The sequence below is a fragment of the Nocardioides lijunqiniae genome (assembly GCF_015024225.1).
Classification (GTDB): Bacteria; Actinomycetota; Actinomycetes; order Propionibacteriales; family Nocardioidaceae; genus Nocardioides; species Nocardioides lijunqiniae.
The window spans coordinates 167571-183764 of sequence record NZ_JACJGM010000008.1; the positions used below are offsets into that span (position 1 = coordinate 167571).

Below are 16194 nucleotides of genomic sequence, written 5' to 3' on the forward strand. Positions count from 1 at the left end.
CCGGAGAACGCAGAGGTCGTCGGGGTTTCGAGACAGGCGCCAGCGCGCCTTCCTCAACCCACGGTGGTGCTGGTTGCGCATCTCTTCCAGAGAAGTAAGGTGAGCCTTACCTAATCTTCTCTCGGAAGGATGACCGGTGGCCGTGTCCGCTGTGCACCCGCTCTCCCACCTGTTCCACCCGCGGAACGTCGACGCCTACGCCGACACCATGCGCCGGGGCGTCGACCACCTCGCCGCCACCATGGGCGGGCTGACCGGCCCGTCGACGGGCACCTCGCCCGAGCGCGCCGCCAAGGCGGTGGCCGACGTCGACCTGGACCGGCCGCTCGAGGACCCCGAGCTGGCGCTGGCGGAGATGAGCCGGCTCTACCTCGACGACGCGGTGTGGTTCCACGACCCGACGTACGCCGCGCACCTCAACTGCCCGGTCGTGATCCCCGCGCTGCTGGCCGAGGTGTTCGTCTCCGCGGTCAACTCCAGCCTCGACACCTTCGACCAGTCTGTGGGCGGGACGTTCGTCGAGCGGCACCTCGTCGACTGGACCAACGGCCGGATCGGGTTCGGACCGCAGGCCGACGGGATCTTCACCAGCGGGGGCTCGCAGTCGAACCTGCAGGCGCTCCTGCTCGCCCGCGACCGGGCGCTCGCGGCGACCGGCGCCGACCCACGCACGCTGCGGGTCTTCGCGTCCACCGACGGGCACTTCAGCGTGCAGAAGGCCGCACGGATCCTGGGCCTCGGTGACGACGCGGTCGTCACGATCCCGGTCGACGGCGAGCGCCGGATGGACGCCGGAGCCCTCGGCAAGGCGCTGGCCGACGCCAGCGGTGCGGGGCTGGTGCCGATGGCGGTGGTCGCCACCGCCGGCACGACCGACTTCGGCGCGATCGACCCGCTGCGCACGGTCGCCGCCCTCTGCGAGCTGTACGGCGCCTGGTGCCACGTCGACGCGGCGTACGGCGGAGGGCTGCTCGCCTCGACCACCCGGCGGCACCTGCTCGACGGCATCGACCAGGCCGACTCGGTGACCGTCGACTTCCACAAGACGTGGTTCCAGCCGGTGTCCTCGAGCGCGCTGCTCGTGCGCGACGGCGCGCACCTGGGCCACGTGACGTGGCACGCCGACTACCTCAACCCGAAGGACGCCGAGCACCCCAACCAGGTCGACAAGAGCCTCCAGACGACGCGGCGCTTCGACGCGCTCAAGCTGTGGCTGACGCTGCGGGTGATGGGTCCCGACCAGATCGGCGAGTACGTCGACACGGTGGTCGACCTGGCGCGGGAGGTCGCCGTGCGCATCGACGCCGACCCGTCGCTCGAGGTCGCGGCGACGCCCCAGCTGAGCACGGTGGTGTTCCGCTACCGCCCCGACGGGCTCTCGGAGGACCGGGCCGACCTGCTCGCGCCGCGCATCCGCACCGCGCTCTACGAGAGCGGCGCCGCGATGGTCGCCGCGACCAAGGTGTCCGGCCGCGCGTGGCTCAAGCTCACCCTGCTCAACCCGATGGCCACGCCCGAGCAGGTGCTGGGCATCTGCGCGCGCATCGTCGCCGTCGGTGACGAGCTCGCCCGCGATCAGGCGGCCGCAGTGGTGGTGGCGTGATGCGCGACCTCATCGGCATCGGCGTCGGCCCCTTCAACCTCGGGCTCGCCTGCCTCACCGACCCCCTCGGCCTCGACACGCTCTTCCTCGAGGCGCGCGACGAGCTGGCATGGCACCCCGGGATGATGCTGGACGACGCGACGCTGCAGGTGCCGTTCCTCGCCGACCTGGTGACGATGGCCGACCCGACGTCGCGCTGGTCGTTCCTCAGCTACCTCAAGGAGACCGGTAACCTCTACCCCTTCTACATCCGCGAGTCCTTCTACCCGCTGCGCCGCGAGTACGACGACTACTGCCGCTGGGCCGCCGAGCGGCTGCCCAGCGTGCGGTTCGGGCAGTCGGTCGTGGGCGTCGAGCACGTCGAGGACGACCGCGGGTCGTCGTACGTCGTCACCACCAGCACCGGCGAGGAGCACCGTGGGCGGCGGCTGGTGCTCGGCACGGGCACGCAGCCGCGGGTGCTGGAGTGCGTGCGCGGGGCCGGCGGACCCTTCACGCACTCGGCCGACTATCTGTCGCGCAAGGCGGAGCTGCAGGCGCTGGAGTCGATCGCCATCGTGGGCAGCGGCCAGAGCGCGGCGGAGATCTACCTCGACCTGCTCACCGAGGCTCCCGAGCACGACTACGCCCTGACCTGGCTGACGCGCAGCCCGCGCTTCTTCCCGATGGAGTACACCAAGCTGACGCTGGAGATGACGTCGCCGGAGTACACCGCCTACTTCCAGGACCTGCCCGAGCTCACCCGCGCGCGGCTGCTGCGCGAGCAGCGATCGCTCTACAAGGGGATCAGCGGCGACCTGGTCGACGCGATCTTCGACCTGCACTACCAGCAGCGCGTCACCGGCGACGGGCCCCGCACGACGCTGGTCACCAACACCGAGGTGACCGGCGCGGCCTGGGACGGCACGGCGTACGAGCTCGACCTGCACCACCACGAGACCGACGAGGACTTCGGCCTGCGCACGCAGGGACTCGTGCTCGCGACCGGCTACGGCGCGCGGGTGCCGGCGTTCCTGGACGGCGTGCGCGACCGGATCCGGTGGGATGCTGACGGTCGCTACGTCGCCGACGCGTCGTACGCCGTCGACCACGCCGGTCAGGAGATCTTCGTGCAGAACGCCGAGGAGCACACCCACGGCTTCGTGGCGCCCGACCTCGGCATGGGCGCCTACCGCAACTCGGTCATCGTCGCGGCCGTCACCGGCCGCGAGGTCTACCCCGTCGAGAAGCGGATCGCCGTGCAGAGCTTCGGCGTCCCCGACCACCTGAGGAGGGCACGATGACCATCACGATCGAGCCGCTCGAGCTCGAGCCGCACCTCGCCCGGCTGCACGCGTGGATCACGCACCCCGGCTCCGTCTACTGGGAGATGCCCGACGCGAGCATCGAGGACGTCGCGCGGGAGTACGCCGAGATCCGCGACAACCCGCACCACCGCGCGTGGCTGGGCCGCGTCGACGGCGACCCTGCCTTCCTCGCCGAGACCTACGACCCCGCCCACTCGCTGCTCGCGGACCTGCCCGAGCTGCGCGACGGCGACCTCGGGATGCACGTGCTCGTCGCCCCCACGGACACACCGGTGCCGGGCTTCACGCGGCGGGTCTTCCGCGCGGTGATGGAGCACTGCTTCGCCGACCCCGGCGTGCGTCGCGTGGTCGTCGACCCCGACGTGCGCAACGACAAGATCAAGGTGCTCAACGCGGTGGCGGGCTTCGAGGTCGAGCGCGCGATCACCCTGCCCAGCAAGGACGCCGCGCTGTCCTTCTGCACACGCGCGGCGTTCCTCGCCTCGGAGCTGCTCCGCGAGGTGCCCGCGTGATCGCCGCCGACCACCTGAACCCCGACACGCTCGTCGCCGCCCAGCGGCACCTGGTCGCCAAGGCCATCGCGGAGCTCTCGCACGAGCGGCTGCTCGCGCCGGAGGCGGTCTCCCCCAGGGACTACGTGCTGACGGCGCCGTCGCGCACGGCGACGTACACCTTCCGCGCGCAGCGGCTGGCGCTCGACCACTGGGCCGTGGACGCGGCCAGCCTCGAGCGGCACGTCGACGGGGCGCCGGCGGAGCTCGACGTGCAGGCGTTCGTCGTGGAGGTGGCCGAGCTCCTCGGCATCCCCGACCAGCTGCTGCCGACGTACCTCGAGGAGCTCGCCGCCACCCTCGCGAGCGCCGCCTGGAAGCGGCACCACCACACCGCGACCGCCGCCGACCTGGTCGAGGCCGACTACCAGGAGATCGAGGCGGCGATGACGGAGGGGCACCCGTCCTTCATCGCCAACAACGGCCGTGTCGGCTACGGGCTCGACGACTTCGAGGCCTACGCCCCCGAGACCGGCTCTCGGCTCCGGCTCGTCTGGGTGGCCGCGCGTCGCGCGCACACGCGGCTCTCGCTCGGCGCCGGGCTCACCGAGGAGACGCTGTACGGCGCGGAGCTCGCGGCCGAGACGCGCGAGGCGTTCGGGCGGAGGCTGGCCGACCTCGGGCTCGACCCGGCCGACTACCTCTACCTGCCGCTGCACCCGTGGCAGTGGACCAACAAGGTCGCCGTGACGTTCGCGCCCGACGTCGCGCGGCGCGACCTGGTGCCGCTCGGTGAGGGGCCCGACGACTACCGCGCGCAGCAGTCGATCCGCACGTTCTTCAACGTGAGCGACCCGAGGCGCAGCTACGTCAAGACCGCGCTCGCGATCCAGAACATGGGCTTCCTGCGCGGCCTCTCGCCCGGCTACATGGGCCCCACGCCCGCGATCAACGACTGGGTCGCCTCGGTGGTCGAGGCCGACGACACGCTACGGGAATGCGGCTTCGCCGTGCTCCGCGAGCACGCCGCGATCGGCTACACCGGGGACGCGTTCCACGAGCTGGCGCACACCCACGGCGTCCGCTCGCCGTACCAGAAGATGCTGGCGGCCCTGTGGCGCGAGAGCCCGCTCCCCCGTCTGGGCGAGGGCGAGCGGCTCGCGACGATGGCCTCGCTGCTGCACCGCGACGGCGACGGGCGCTCGCTGGCGGCGGCGCTCGTCGAGGCGTCCGGGCTGGACGCGGCCACGTGGGTCCGGTCCTACCTGCGGGCCTACGTCCGCCCGATCGTGCACTGCCTGCTGGCGCACGACCTGGCGTTCATGCCGCACGGCGAGAACCTCGTCCTGGTCCTGCGCGACGCCGTGCCGGTGCGTGCGCTGATGAAGGACATCGGCGAGGAGGTCGCGGTGATGGGCGACCAGCCGCTGCCGCCCGACGTGGAGCGGGTCCGCGCCAAGGTCACCGACGACGTCAAGGCACTGGCACTGCTCACCGACGTGTTCGACGGCGTGCTGCGCCACCTGGCGGCGATCCTGCACACCGACGGCGTGCTCGACCAGGACGACTTCTGGGCCGAGGTCGCGCGCTGCGTCGCGGACCACGCGGCCGAGCACCCCGAGCTGGCCGAGGCCGGGGCGACGTACGACCTGTTCCGGGCGGAGTTCGACCACAGCTGCCTCAACCGGCTGCAGCTGCGCAACACCCTGGAGATGGTCGATCTCGCCGACCAGGCGCAGTCGCTGATGTACGCCGGCACGCTGGAGAATCCGATCGCGCGCTGGCGTCCGGACGTGTGACAGTGGTGACGTGGACTCCCGAGTGCTCGCCAACTTCCTGGACGCCGACGGTCGGCTGCGCACGATCCCCAGCAAGCAGGCCAAGCTGCGGGTCGTGCTCGACCACCTCGCCCAGTCCTTCGAGATCGGTCGCCGCTACCCCGAGGCCGAGGTCAACGAGGTCCTGAACCGCTTCCACCCCGACCACGCGGCCCTGCGCCGCTACCTCGTCGAGGGCGACTTCCTCACCCGCGAGGGCGGCGTCTACTGGCGCAGCGGCGGGCGCGTCGAGGTCTGAGCCGGCACCTCCGGGGGCGCACAATGTGCGCTGGCAGCCGAGCGGGTGACCGCCGGCGATCGAGGACGCGGAAGGCCGGTGGGGACGTATGCGGGCGATCCTGCTCGGCGGCGCCGTGGCGATGGTCTGCTCGCTGCTCGGGACCCGGGTGGCGATCGGGTGGTTCGCCCGGCACGGCTTCGGGCAGCCCATCCGCGCGGACGGGCCGACCTCGCACCACGTCAAGAGGGGCACGCCCACCATGGGCGGTCTCGTGGTGCTGCTCAGCGCGATCGTCGGCTACCTCCTGGCGACGCTCGTCACCGGAGGCCGCCCGAGCGCCAGCGTCTGGCTCCTGCTGTTGCTGTTCCTCGGCTGCGGGCTCGTCGGCTTCCTCGACGACTTCATCAAGGTCTACACGCAGGACAACCGGGGTCTCAGCAGCCGCGCGAAGATGGCCGGGCAGACGACGGTCGCACTCGCGTTCGGCGTCCTGGCGACGCGCTTCTTCGCCGACGAGCGAGGCGTCATGCCCGCCTCCCAGCACCTCTCCGCCACGCACGACTGGGGCGTCAAGCTGCCCCTGGTGGCGGTCCTGCTCGTCATCTGGTTCATCGTGACGGCCACCTCCAACGGCGCCAACCTCGCCGACGGCGCCGACGGGCTGCTGGCCGGCACGTCGGCGATGATCTTCGGCGCCTACGCGGTCGTGACCTTCTGGCAGAACAACCACCAGTGCCGGTCGGCCGCCCCCTCCCTTCCGGGGTCCGAGTGCTACGTCGCGCGGGACCCTCTCGACCTCGCCGTCTTCTCGGCCGCGGTCGCGACCGCCTGCGTCGGGTTCCTCTGGTGGAACGCCAAGCCGGCGCGGATCATCATGGGCGACGTCGGCTCGCTGGCCATCGGCGGTGCGCTGGCCGGCCTCGCGATCATGTCGAGGACCGAGCTCCTGATGGCCGTCATCGCCGGGCTCTTCGTGCTCGAGACCGTCTCCGTGCTGCTGCAGATGAGCTGGTTCAAGATCACGCGGCGCCTGACCGGCACCGGGCGCCGCATCTTCCGGATCGCGCCCATCCACCACCACTTCGAGCACCTCGGGTGGGAGGAGGTCACCGTGGTCATCCGCTTCTGGATCATCGCCGGCCTGTGCGTCGTGACCGGCCTCGGCATCTTCTACGCCGACTGGCTGAGCTGAGCCCCCCTAGAGAGGCTGGTGCAGGTCCGTGGGCTGGCGCAGCCGGATGCCGTCCACCACGAGCGCGAGCCCGAGGTCGAAGTCGGAGGCGTCGCGCGGCTCGTCGTCGATGGCGCCGGCGCTGCCCGCCTGCAGGTGGGTCTGCTCGTCGATGGCGTGGCCGAAGACGAAGTGCAGCAGGGTGCGCGCGGCGGTGCGGGACAGGTCGGCGGGGAAGCCGCCGTCGGCCAGCGCGGCCAGCAGGGCGTCGTACGGCGCGGAGGCGCCGAGCCCGAACGCGTGCACGGTGGCCACCAGGTCGGCGCCGTCGCGGTAGGCGAGCATCGCGTCGCGCAGCTGCGTGCAGACCGCGACGACCCGCGCGTCCCAGCGGCGCTCCGCCGCGGGGCGGGTCCCACGCTCCAGGATCTCGTCGGCGACGGCCGCGAGCAGGCTCTGCTTGTTGGCGAAGTGGTGGTAGAGCGCGCTGGGCTGGACGCCGAGCTCGGCGCCGAGTCGCCGCATCGTCAGGTCGGAGAGGCCGTAGCGGTCGAGGACGTCGATCGCCCGGTCGACCACGTCCTGGCGGTGGTGTCGCACGTCGCGGGCCCCTCTCGTTGACGGCATCGGCACCCGCACCCTAACCTGAACGCCGTTCACCTGACCACCGTTCAGGTGCGGACCGCGAGGACGCAGGCATGACCATGACCGACACCCCGGACACCGGCACGGAGCGACGACCGCGCTTCAGCACCACCGACCTCGCGCTCGTCGCCGCGTTCGCGGCCCTCACCTCGGCCTGCGCCTACGTCGGCGCGGTGCCGGTCGGCGGCTCAGGCGTCCCGATCACCCTCCAGAGCCTGGCGATCATGCTCGGCGGCTGCCTGCTGGGGCCGGTGCGCGGCTTCCTCGCCGCCGCCCTCTACCTCGGCCTCGGCGCCATCGGCCTGCCCGTCTTCGCGGAGCACTCCTCGGGCCTCGGCGTCTTCACCGGCGCCAGCGCGGGCTACCTGTGGTCCTTCCCGGTCGCCGCCGCTCTCGCGGGGTTCCTCGTCAAGTACGTCGCCGGGCGCGAGCGCAAGACCCGCGCGGTCTTCGTCTTCCTGTGCTCGCTGGCGGGCAGCGTCCTGGTCATCCACCCGGCCGGCATCGCCGGCATGAAGCTGTTCTTCGACGTGCCGTGGTCCGACGCGCTCGCCTACGACACGCCGTTCTGGCTGGGCGACGTGGTGAAGACGACGCTGGTGGCGCTGATCGCCGCCGAGGTGCACCGCGCCTTCCCGCAGCTGCTGCACCCCCGCCGCTAGTCCTCGGCTGCCCGGGCACTCGCGACGCATGGCCACCATCGAGCTGGACGCTGCCGCGGTCACCGTCGACGTCCCCGACGGCGAGCGCGTCATCCTCTCCCCCACGACGCTGACGCTGACCGAGCGCCGCGTCGGCGTCGTCGGCGCCAACGGGTCGGGCAAGTCGACGCTCGCCCGCCTCCTCAACGGGCTGGTCTCCCCCACGGCGGGCCGGGTGCTGGTCGACGGGCTCGACGTCGCGCGCCGCGGGTCCGCCGTACGCCGGCGGGTGGGGTTCGTCTTCACCGACCCGGCGGCACAGCTGGTGATGCCGACGTGCGTCGAGGACGTCGAGCTGTCGCTGCGCACGAGGGAGCGCGACGCCGGTCGCCGACGGGAGCTGGCGCTCGCGGTGCTGGAGCGCTTCGGGCTCGCGGACCACGCCCACGTCAGCGTGCACGCGCTCTCGGGTGGGCAGAAGCAGCTGCTGGCCCTCGCCGGCGTGCTCGCGACCGACCCGTCGGTGCTGGTGGCCGACGAGCCGACGACGCTGCTCGACCTGGCCAACACGCGTCGGGTCGCCGAGCTGCTGTTCGGGCTGGAGCAGCAGCTGGTGCTGGTCACCCACGACCTCGAGCAGGCGCGCCGCTGCGACCGCGTGCTGGTGGTCGACGGCGCCCGGGTCGTCTTCGACGGTGAGGCCGCGGCGGCCGTCGACCACTACGTCGCCTCGGTCACCGAGTGAGCAGCTCCATCCTGGTCGGGGTCTACCAACCCGGCGAGACCCTGCTGCACCGTCTTCCGGTGGGCGTCAAGGTGCTCGGCCTCGGCGCGTTCAGCCTGACCGTCGTGCTGGTGCGCGACGCGCGGGCGTCGTGGGTCTTCCTCGCCGTCGCGCTCGCGGTCGCGCTGCTCGCCCGGACCAGGCTGGCCGTGCTCGCGCGCGCGACCCGGGTGGTGCTGCTCTTCGCCGCGTTCGTCGGGGCCCTGCAGTGGTGGCTCTACGGACGGGACAAGGCCGTCGAGACCCTCGTCGACCTCGTCGCCCTGGCGCTGGCCGCCGTCGTCGTCTCCGCGACCACGCCGGTCAACGCGATGCTCGACGCGCTCGTGCGTTGGGTCCGCCCGCTGCGCCGGGTCGGCGTCGACCCCGACCGCGTGGCCCTCACGTTCGCGCTGGCGATCCAGTCGCTGCCCGGCACCGTCGCGCTGGCCCTCGAGACCCGCGACGCCGCCCGGGCGCGCGGCCTCGGGCGGCACCCGCGCGCCTACCTCACGCCGTTCGTCATCCGCGTCGTCGCCCGGGCGCACGAGACCGGGGACGCCCTGCACGCCCGCGGCATCGGCGACGGCGACGACCAGGCGTGACGCCCTAGCCTGGAGCCATGACCACCGACGACCCCACCCTGGCCGCCGACGTCTACACCCGCGCCCTGGAGCCGCACCGGCGTGGCCGGCTGCGGCGTACGGCGGTCGTCGCGGCCGACATCGTCGCGTCGTCGCTCGGGGGGCTGCTCGAGCTCTCCTCGGCCGGCGAGGTCGTCGTACGACGGCGCGCCGACGACCGCGAGGTGCTGCGCGTGCCGGCCGGACCCCCGGAGGAGGCGGCCCAGCTCGTGGCGCACGTCGAGGAGCAGCTCACGTCGATGAGCCCCGCGGAGTTCCGCGAGGCCTGGGGCATCGCTCAGGAGTAGCGGTGGCTCTTGGCCGCGTGGCCGGCCTCGCGGGTGCAGGTGCGCCCGGACATGTTGCGGTGCCCGCACAGCTCGTCGGTCACGGCGTCGACCGGTCCGGGGTCCGAGGCCAGCGCCTTGGCGGCCGCGGCCGCCTTGGAGGTCGGCTTGTCCGGCGCGACCTTGGGCCGCGCGGCGGGCTTCGCCCCCGACTTGGCCTTCTGCGCCGCGGCGTACTTGGCCTCGCGCATCGCGCGCAGGCCGTCCATCTTGCTCATCGTCCACTCACGAGGACGAGCCTATGCTGTGGCGCCGACAGCCCCGACGCCGCCGCGACGAAGACCTGCACACAACCTTCACGAGTCGTCCCCGTCTCCCGGCCCCCGGCGCTCCTAGGCTCGCCCCATGCCCGTCACCGCGCCCCGGATCCTCGTCGTCGAGGACGAGCCCGTCATCAACCAGGCGGTGACCGACCGGCTCCAGGGGTCGGGGTACGACGTCGTGCAGGCCTGGGACGGGCCCGGCGCGGTGGCGCTGTGCGCCGAGACCTCGCCCGACCTGGTCGTGCTGGACGTGATGCTGCCCGGCTTCGACGGCCACGAGGTGTGCCGGCGGATCCAGGCGCAGCGCCCCGTCCCCGTGCTGATGCTGACCGCGCGCGACGACGAGGCCGACATCCTGGTCGGGCTCGGCGTCGGCGCGGACGACTACCTCACCAAGCCCTTCCGGATGCGCGAGCTCGTGGCGCGCGTGGCGGCGCTGCTGCGTCGCGTCGAGCGGGCGGCCGAGCTCGCGCAGCGCTCCCCCGAGCCGGTCGGCGACCTCGGTGACCTGCACGTCGACGCCGCCTCCCGGCGCGTGCGCGTGGGCGACGACGAGGTGCACCTGACGCCGACCGAGTTCGACCTGCTGCTGTGCCTGGCCAGCAGCCCCGGCACGGTCCTGACCCGCGAGCACCTCTACGCCGAGGTCTGGGGCTGGTCCGGCGCCTCCGGCACCCGCACCGTCGACAGCCACGTGAAGGCGCTGCGCGCCAAGATCGGCGCCGAGCGGGTGCGCACGGTGCATGGCGTCGGCTACGCCCTCGAGCCGAGGCCCCGCGCATGAGCGGACCGCTGCTCGACCAGGTCACCTCGGTCAAGGTCAAGCTCGGCGTGCTGGTCGCGGTGAGCGTCACCGTGGCCGCCGTCGTCGCGGCCGTCGGCGCCTCCAGCGACGTCCCCTTCTGGCTCAGCATCCCGGTGACCGTCGCGCTGGCGCTGGGCGTGACGCAGCTGCTCGCCGTGGGCATGACCTCCCCGTTGCGCGAGATGACCGCTGCGGCCCGCGACATGGCGCGCGGCGACTACTCCGGCCGGGTCACGGCCACCTCCAACGACGAGGTCGGCGAGCTGGCCCGCGCGTTCAACCGCATGGCCGAGGACCTCGCGGCCGTGGACCGGCAGCGCCGCGAGCTCGTGGCCAACGTGAGCCACGAGCTGCGGACCCCGCTCGCCGCACTGTGCGCCGTACTGGAGAACCTCGTGGACGGCGTCGCCGAGCCCGACCCGGTGGCGCTGCGGACCGCCCTCGACCAGGCCGAGCGGCTGTCGGCGCTCGCCTCCGACCTGCTCGACCTCGCCCGGGTCGACGCCGGGGAGGCGCCGCTGGCCACGGCGACCGTGCCCGTGCGCGAGCTGCTGGACCGGGGCGTGGCCGAGGCGCGGGTGACCGGCCGAGAGGTGACGTACGACGTACAGGTCGCGCCCGACGCGCTCACCGCCGAGGCCGACCCCGCGCGGCTGCACCAGCTGGTCGCCAACCTCCTCGACAACGCCTCGCGCCACAGCCCTCCGGGAGGCCGGGTCACCGTGGTGGCCGCGTCCACGCCGACGGGCTGGCGGCTCGAGGTCGCCGACGACGGGCCGGGTGTCCCGGCCGCCGACCGAGACCGGGTCTTCGAGCGCTTCGGCACGCTGTCCGACGCCGAGGGCGGAGGAGGCACGGGGCTCGGCCTCGCGATCGCCCGGTGGGTCAGCGACCTGCACGGCGGGTCCATCCACTTCGTCGATCCGGAGCCGTCGCGCAACGGCGCCCGCGTGCGGGTGGACCTCCCCCGCGACCCCCGTCGTCCCAGCCCCACCACCCCGCCGCAGGAGCCTGTCGTGACCCACCCCGTCCCCGCCCCGCCCGTGCGGGAGCTGACGCCCGCTCCGGTGGCGTCCGTCGCGCCCCACCCGTCGGCCCTGGACCTGATGTTCGGCCGGTTCTGGCCGGACGCGGTGCCGGGCAACCTGCGCGTCGTGCTCGCGAGCCTCGCGGTGGGCCTGCTCGCCGCCGTCGCGCTCCCCTACCGCGACAGCGGCGTGGGCACGGCGGCCGTGCTCCTCGCCGCCGGGGGCGTGGTGCTCGGGTTCAGCGTCCACCGCCGCTCGCCGTTCACGCTGGCCTGCGCGGCACTCTGTGCCCTGCTGGCGCTGACGGTCGTGATGCGCGACGCCGACTGGATCGTGCTGCTCTGCCTGCTCGCGGGCGGCGCCGTGTGCATGGCCGGGGTGGTCCACGGCCGCACCGTGCCGGCGTTCGTCATCGCGGGCATCGCCTGGCCGCTCTCCGGGCTGCGCGGGCTGCCGTGGCTCGGTCGCTCGCTGCGCCGGGTCGGCGCCCTCAACGCCAGCGCGGCCGCCCTGCGCACCGTCGTGTGGTCGCTGCTCGCGCTCCTGGTCTTCGGCCTCCTCTTCGCCTCCGCGGACGCCGTCTTCGCCGAGTGGGCCGGCGCGGTCGTGCCCGACCTCGAGCTCGAGTCCTTCGTGCTCCGATCCTTCGTCACGGTCGCGGTGGGCGGGATGGTCCTCGCGGCGGCGTACCTCGCGCTCAACCCGCCCGACGTCGACACCGAGACCACCCCCGCCCGCCCCGTGGCCCACCGCTACGAGTGGCTCGCGCCGGTCCTGCTCGTCGACGCCGTCTTCGTGGTCTTCCTCGTCGCGCAGGCCACCGTCATCTTCGGCGGCCACGACTACCTCGAGCGCACGACCGGCCTGACCTACGCCGAGTACGTCCACCAGGGCTTCGGGCAGCTCACCGTCGCGACCGGGCTCACCCTCCTGGTGGTGTGGGCCGCGGCCCGCAAGGCGCCGCGGACGACGGCCGCCGACCTGGCGTGGCTCCGGGGCGCGCTCGGACTGCTCTGCGCCCTCACGCTCGTCGTCGTGGTCTCCGCGCTGCACCGGATGCACGTCTACCAGGAGGCCTACGGCTTCACCCGCCTGCGCCTGCTCGTCGACGTCTTCGAGGGCTGGCTGGGGCTGCTGGTGCTGGCCGTCATGGCCACCGGTGTGACGCTGCGGGCCGCCTGGCTCCCCCGTGCCGCGCTGCTGAGCGGCGCCGGCCTCCTGCTCGCCCTCGCCGCGATCAACCCGGACGCCTGGATCGCCCAGCACAACGTCGACCGCTACGCCGAGACCGGCAAGGTCGACTGGTACTACCTGCGCGGCCTCTCCGACGACGCCGTCCCCGTGCTTGCCGGCCTCCCCGCCGACGACGCCACCTGCGCCCTCGCCGGCCGTCGGACGGCGGACGACGACTGGCTGGCCTGGAACCTCGGCCGGCACCGCGCAGCCGACCACCTGGGTGAGGTGGGCCAGCCGGACCCCCGCTGTTTCCAGGACTCCTGAGGTCCTGGGGTGAGAGCATCGGCTGTGCCCGAGCCCCGAGAGAGCGTCCTCGCGCGTCGGCTCCGCCGGCGTCCGGTCGTCGTGCCCCAGCACGCGCTCGACGTCGTACCCGCCGGCGGGCCTCGTCCCCCTCGTCGCCCTCGTGCGCCTCGTCCGGCTCGATCGAGGCGCGAGTGGCTGCAGCTCGGCTACCACACCGTCCTGCTCGGGGCCTTCCTGATGGACGGCTACCTGTTCCTCTTCACCGCGAACGAGCTGCCGTGGAGCGCGATCGGCACCGTGGCGTCGATGGCCCTGCTGGTGGAGTTCCTGCTGTCCTTGAGGTCGAAGCCGGCACCGTTGGAGTGATCCTCTGGACCATCGCGCAAGCGCCGGCGGACCGCTCCTGGAGCGCCTACACTCCCCGCCATGGAGAAGGCCATGAGCGACGCGTCGGACCAGCGTGGATGGGCGCACGCGCTCGGAGGGCTGCTCGCCGCCCTACTCGGCGTCAGCCTCATCGCCCAGGCGGGCGGCAGCGACCGCGAGCTCTTCCTGACCATCGGGATGGCGCTGGGCGCCGTGGGGCTCCTCGGGATCGTGATCGGCGGCGTCGCGATCGGCATCCAGCTGGCACGCGAGTAGCTCAAGCTGCGAGCGGTGACGCGTCAGCGGTTGTCCCCCGATCCTCCGAGGACCGCGCGGCGCTGCCGGTCGGCGAGCTTGTCGACGTTGCGCTGAGCGACGTCGCTCAGCGAGAGGTCGAGGAAGTCGGCCAGGACGGCGGCGTACCAGAGGACGTCGCCGAGCTCGGCGGCCATGTCGTCGCGATCCAGGCGGGCCAGGTCGCTGTTCTCGTCGCGCACCAGCTTCTTGACCTTCTCGGCCACCTCGCCCGCCTCACCCACCAGGCCCAGGACCAGGTGCATGAACTCGTCGGGGGCATCCTTGTCACGGGCGGTGCGCATCGCGGCGCGCTGGTAGTCATCGAGGTCCATGGCGGCACGCTAGCGTCAGAGCCGCAGGTGCTCCGGGAAGCCCGTCCACTGATGCTCCGGCGCCAGGTGCGACATGTCGTTGAAGACCGCGACGGCCGGCGGTCGATCGGCGAAGCAGCGGATCACCGTCAGCGCGGCGTGGCAGCTGTCGATCCCCAGCCACCGCCACGGCGCAGCGCCGTAGACCTCGCGAACGAGCCACCCGATGGTGAAGGCGTGCGTCACCACGAGCTGGTGGCTGTCCTCCTCCGTCTGCTCCGGCGGGGTCAGCAGCCGGATGGCCTCCGAAGCATGCTTCGCCCCCACGACTGCCTCCTCCGCCGACACCTCCGAGAGGAACGCCATCACACCGGAGCGGAACGCCGGATCGACCTCGTCCGGGGACGGCAGGTGCGGTACGTAGTCGCCCGCAGCGTCGAGCTCGGACAGGGGCAGCTGATGGTCGAGCTGGCCGGCCACGAGCCGCGCGGTCTCCGTCGCTCGAGGCAGGGGTCCGTGCAGCACGGATCCCAACGGCACCTGCGACAGCCGGTGCCCGAGCGCGATGGCCTGCTGGACGCCTCGCTCCGTCAGGCTCCCGTGGTGGTCCGGCTCGGCGTGCCTGGCCAGGTAGAGGTGTCGTGCCGACATGGCTGGCATCCAACCACCAGCCGAGTTGACGGGGAGACGTCTCACTCCCGCTTGTGGAAGGAGACCTTGCCGCCCTCGTGGTGGGTGACTCCGTAGCCGGGGTGGTGGATCAGCGTGTGGTGGCGGGCGCAGAGCATCGCGCCACGCTCGACCGAGGTCTCGCCACCCTGAGACCAAGGGTCCAGGTGATGCGCGTGGCACCAGGCGGAGGGCCGGTCACAGCCGAGCGCGATGCAGCCTCCGTCGCGTACGGCCATGGCGATGCGTTGGGCCTTGGTGTGGAAGCGTCGCTTGCGGCCCACGTCGAGGACCTGGGACCTGCCACCGAGGACGACCGGGATCACGCCGGCCTCGCAGGCCATGCGCCTCGCGAGGCTGGGGCTGATGCGGGTGCCGGTGTCGAGCTGCGCGGCCTTGAGCCCACCCATGAGGGTCTCGAGAGTCATGGTCACCACGACGGTGGCATCCATCCCGGCGGCCTTCGGAAGCTTCTCGACGGGGTAGCGGTCGACGTACTCGATGAACGCCAACCCCATGCCGTGCGGCGTCGATCCCTCACCACCGGCCTTGGGAGAGGCCAACGCCTGGAGGGGCTTGCGGAGCTTGTCGGCCTCGTGGGTCGGCATCGAGAACCGGCCATAGGTGGTGCCGTGGCCGTCGTCGTGCATCGTGAACCGCGCCTTCGCGCGGGCCTGGCGCTCCTGCGCCTCCAACTGCCTAGCCTCTTCTGCTTCGCCCACCTCGGGTGCCACGACGTCGAGGACCTGCTTGCCCAGGATCCGCAGGCGGATGGCGTCGAAGTGCTCGGCCTCGGCGAGGAGGTGGTCACGCGCCTGGGTCTTGATCGCGGTGCCGACGTCGTCGGGCAGCGCGTCGACGGCCTCGACGATTACCTTCGCCTGGTCGGCCAGGACGTCACCGCGACTGAGTGCGTCCTCGACCGGTGGGTGTGCTTCGAGGGCTTTGCCGAGCTTGGTGAGGGCCGCGGCGTCGCGTCGGGTCATGTGCGTCTCGTGGGCCAACCACGCGGCCGCAGAGGTCGCGCCTTGGGCGGCGCCGACCTCGGTCCGCTCGGCCTGCACGGCGGTCTTGAGGGTGAGCGCGGCGAGGCGGGCGTTGAGGCGGGTCTCCTCGACCAGCGCCTGGGCTGCTTCCTCTTTCGTCAGGGACCACAGGGGCTGGTCGGCGACGGTGTCGAGCTCGGCGTGAGCGTGTGCCATGGCGACGAGCAGGGGGTGGCTCGGCGGGTGGGTGGCGGGGCTGCTCATGGGACCTACTCAAGCAGCCGCCACCGACAGTGGTGCCTGGTCAGGAGGCGGTTGTCCACAGGGTGTGGAGCATT

The 16194-nt window shown here is 72.7% G+C and carries 19 protein-coding genes; 14 read left to right on the plus strand and 5 right to left on the minus strand.

Going from position 1 to position 16194, the window contains the following annotated elements; all coding sequences use genetic code 11:
* Window positions 1–136: 136 nt before the first annotated feature.
* The 6 genes from IRQ30_RS07540 to mraY all read left to right on the plus strand — a co-directional run bounded on the left by IRQ30_RS07540 (window position 137) and on the right by mraY (window position 6651).
* Window positions 137–1603, plus strand: a complete 1467-nt coding sequence (locus tag IRQ30_RS07540) for a pyridoxal phosphate-dependent decarboxylase family protein (protein WP_338089608.1) — start codon at window positions 137–139, stop codon at window positions 1601–1603.
* Complete coding sequence (locus IRQ30_RS07545; protein ID WP_193612324.1) at window positions 1603–2886, plus strand: lysine N(6)-hydroxylase/L-ornithine N(5)-oxygenase family protein; 1284 nt, start codon at window positions 1603–1605, stop codon at window positions 2884–2886. The genes IRQ30_RS07540 and IRQ30_RS07545 overlap by 1 nt, the downstream gene beginning before the upstream one ends.
* Window positions 2883–3422, plus strand: a complete 540-nt coding sequence (locus IRQ30_RS07550) for a GNAT family N-acetyltransferase (protein WP_193612325.1) — start codon at window positions 2883–2885, stop codon at window positions 3420–3422. Before IRQ30_RS07545 ends, IRQ30_RS07550 begins: the two co-directional genes overlap by 4 nt.
* Complete coding sequence (locus IRQ30_RS07555) at window positions 3419–5200, plus strand: IucA/IucC family protein (protein ID WP_193612326.1); 1782 nt, start codon at window positions 3419–3421, stop codon at window positions 5198–5200. Before IRQ30_RS07550 ends, IRQ30_RS07555 begins: the two co-directional genes overlap by 4 nt.
* Before the next feature lie 10 nt (window positions 5201–5210).
* Entirely contained in the window at window positions 5211–5477 is a 267-nt protein-coding gene (locus IRQ30_RS07560) for a DUF2087 domain-containing protein (protein ID WP_193610641.1), read from the plus strand.
* An 88-nt stretch (window positions 5478–5565) separates the two neighbouring features.
* Window positions 5566–6651 carry a phospho-N-acetylmuramoyl-pentapeptide-transferase gene (gene mraY, locus IRQ30_RS07565; RefSeq protein WP_193612327.1) on the plus strand — a complete coding sequence of 362 codons (1086 nt, stop codon included), beginning with the start codon at window positions 5566–5568 and terminating at the stop codon, window positions 6649–6651.
* Between the two features lie 6 nt (window positions 6652–6657).
* Here the strand turns inward: mraY and IRQ30_RS07570 are convergent, their stop codons facing one another.
* Window positions 6658–7230: a TetR/AcrR family transcriptional regulator C-terminal domain-containing protein gene (locus IRQ30_RS07570; RefSeq protein ID WP_193612328.1), complete on the minus strand. Its 573-nt coding sequence runs from the start codon at window positions 7228–7230 to the stop codon at window positions 6658–6660.
* A gap of 98 nt (window positions 7231–7328) precedes the next feature.
* Here IRQ30_RS07570 and IRQ30_RS07575 point away from each other — a divergent pair, with 98 nt between their 5' ends.
* From IRQ30_RS07575 to IRQ30_RS07590, 4 genes are read left to right on the plus strand one after another with little or no spacing between them, the layout of a single operon-like run.
* Window positions 7329–7937, plus strand: coding sequence for a biotin transporter BioY (locus IRQ30_RS07575; protein ID WP_193612329.1), 609 nt, complete (start codon window positions 7329–7331; stop codon window positions 7935–7937).
* A 28-nt stretch (window positions 7938–7965) separates the two neighbouring features.
* Window positions 7966–8661 carry an energy-coupling factor ABC transporter ATP-binding protein gene (locus IRQ30_RS07580; protein WP_193612330.1) on the plus strand — a complete coding sequence of 232 codons (696 nt, stop codon included), beginning with the start codon at window positions 7966–7968 and terminating at the stop codon, window positions 8659–8661.
* Window positions 8658–9284, plus strand: a complete 627-nt coding sequence (locus IRQ30_RS07585) for a CbiQ family ECF transporter T component (protein WP_193612331.1) — start codon at window positions 8658–8660, stop codon at window positions 9282–9284. Before IRQ30_RS07580 ends, IRQ30_RS07585 begins: the two co-directional genes overlap by 4 nt.
* Window positions 9285–9301: 17 nt before the next feature.
* Window positions 9302–9610 carry a hypothetical protein gene (locus IRQ30_RS07590; RefSeq protein ID WP_193612332.1) on the plus strand — a complete coding sequence of 103 codons (309 nt, stop codon included), beginning with the start codon at window positions 9302–9304 and terminating at the stop codon, window positions 9608–9610.
* Here the strand turns inward: IRQ30_RS07590 and IRQ30_RS07595 are convergent.
* A complete protein-coding gene (locus IRQ30_RS07595) occupies window positions 9601–9867 on the minus strand; it encodes a hypothetical protein (protein WP_193610647.1) in 267 nt (88 codons plus the stop codon). The genes IRQ30_RS07590 and IRQ30_RS07595 overlap by 10 nt on opposite strands.
* Window positions 9868–9994: 127 nt before the next feature.
* On the opposite strand from IRQ30_RS07595, the gene IRQ30_RS07600 reads away from it, so the two are divergent.
* From IRQ30_RS07600 to IRQ30_RS07615, 4 genes are read left to right on the plus strand one after another with little or no spacing between them, the layout of a single operon-like run.
* Entirely contained in the window at window positions 9995–10696 is a 702-nt protein-coding gene (locus IRQ30_RS07600) for a response regulator transcription factor (protein WP_193612333.1), read from the plus strand.
* Window positions 10693–13245: a DUF4153 domain-containing protein gene (locus tag IRQ30_RS07605; protein WP_193612334.1), complete on the plus strand. Its 2553-nt coding sequence runs from the start codon at window positions 10693–10695 to the stop codon at window positions 13243–13245. Before IRQ30_RS07600 ends, IRQ30_RS07605 begins: the two co-directional genes overlap by 4 nt.
* A 24-nt stretch (window positions 13246–13269) precedes the next feature.
* On the plus strand, window positions 13270–13593 hold the full coding sequence (locus IRQ30_RS07610; RefSeq protein ID WP_193612335.1) for a hypothetical protein: 324 nt from the start codon (window positions 13270–13272) through the stop codon (window positions 13591–13593).
* A 60-nt stretch (window positions 13594–13653) separates the two neighbouring features.
* Window positions 13654–13869 carry a hypothetical protein gene (locus IRQ30_RS07615; protein ID WP_193612336.1) on the plus strand — a complete coding sequence of 72 codons (216 nt, stop codon included), beginning with the start codon at window positions 13654–13656 and terminating at the stop codon, window positions 13867–13869.
* Between the two features lie 23 nt (window positions 13870–13892).
* Here IRQ30_RS07615 and IRQ30_RS07620 read toward each other — a convergent pair whose 3' ends face one another.
* The 3 genes from IRQ30_RS07620 to IRQ30_RS07630 are packed head-to-tail and all read right to left on the minus strand — an operon-like array spanning window position 13893 to window position 16120.
* Window positions 13893–14222 (minus strand): nucleoside triphosphate pyrophosphohydrolase family protein, encoded by a 330-nt coding sequence (locus tag IRQ30_RS07620; RefSeq protein WP_193612337.1) that lies wholly within the window; start codon window positions 14220–14222, stop codon window positions 13893–13895.
* Between the two features lie 15 nt (window positions 14223–14237).
* Complete coding sequence (locus tag IRQ30_RS07625) at window positions 14238–14852, minus strand: histidine phosphatase family protein (protein ID WP_227467142.1); 615 nt, start codon at window positions 14850–14852, stop codon at window positions 14238–14240.
* A 41-nt stretch (window positions 14853–14893) separates the two neighbouring features.
* Window positions 14894–16120 carry an HNH endonuclease signature motif containing protein gene (locus tag IRQ30_RS07630; protein ID WP_193612339.1) on the minus strand — a complete coding sequence of 409 codons (1227 nt, stop codon included), beginning with the start codon at window positions 16118–16120 and terminating at the stop codon, window positions 14894–14896.
* Between the last annotated feature and the right edge of the window lie 74 nt (window positions 16121–16194).

Excerpts from the sequence above, each read along its gene's own strand:
- IRQ30_RS07545 (WP_193612324.1), top strand. The coding sequence starts at position 1,603 with ATGCGCGACCTCATCGGCATCGGCGTCGGCCCCTTCAACCTCGGGCTC.
- IRQ30_RS07550 (WP_193612325.1), top strand. The coding sequence starts at position 2,883 with ATGACCATCACGATCGAGCCGCTCGAGCTCGAGCCGCACCTCGCCCGG.
- mraY (WP_193612327.1), top strand. The coding sequence starts at position 5,566 with ATGCGGGCGATCCTGCTCGGCGGCGCCGTGGCGATGGTCTGCTCGCTG.
- IRQ30_RS07575 (WP_193612329.1), top strand. The coding sequence starts at position 7,329 with ATGACCATGACCGACACCCCGGACACCGGCACGGAGCGACGACCGCGC.
- IRQ30_RS07580 (WP_193612330.1), top strand. The coding sequence starts at position 7,966 with ATGGCCACCATCGAGCTGGACGCTGCCGCGGTCACCGTCGACGTCCCC.
- IRQ30_RS07590 (WP_193612332.1), top strand. The coding sequence starts at position 9,302 with ATGACCACCGACGACCCCACCCTGGCCGCCGACGTCTACACCCGCGCC.
- IRQ30_RS07595 (WP_193610647.1), bottom strand. The coding sequence starts at position 9,867 with ATGAGCAAGATGGACGGCCTGCGCGCGATGCGCGAGGCCAAGTACGCC.
- IRQ30_RS07600 (WP_193612333.1), top strand. The coding sequence starts at position 9,995 with ATGCCCGTCACCGCGCCCCGGATCCTCGTCGTCGAGGACGAGCCCGTC.
- IRQ30_RS07605 (WP_193612334.1), top strand. The coding sequence starts at position 10,693 with ATGAGCGGACCGCTGCTCGACCAGGTCACCTCGGTCAAGGTCAAGCTC.
- IRQ30_RS07615 (WP_193612336.1), top strand. The coding sequence starts at position 13,654 with ATGGAGAAGGCCATGAGCGACGCGTCGGACCAGCGTGGATGGGCGCAC.
- IRQ30_RS07620 (WP_193612337.1), bottom strand. The coding sequence starts at position 14,222 with ATGGACCTCGATGACTACCAGCGCGCCGCGATGCGCACCGCCCGTGAC.
- IRQ30_RS07625 (WP_227467142.1), bottom strand. The coding sequence starts at position 14,852 with ATGTCGGCACGACACCTCTACCTGGCCAGGCACGCCGAGCCGGACCAC.
- IRQ30_RS07630 (WP_193612339.1), bottom strand. The coding sequence starts at position 16,120 with ATGAGCAGCCCCGCCACCCACCCGCCGAGCCACCCCCTGCTCGTCGCC.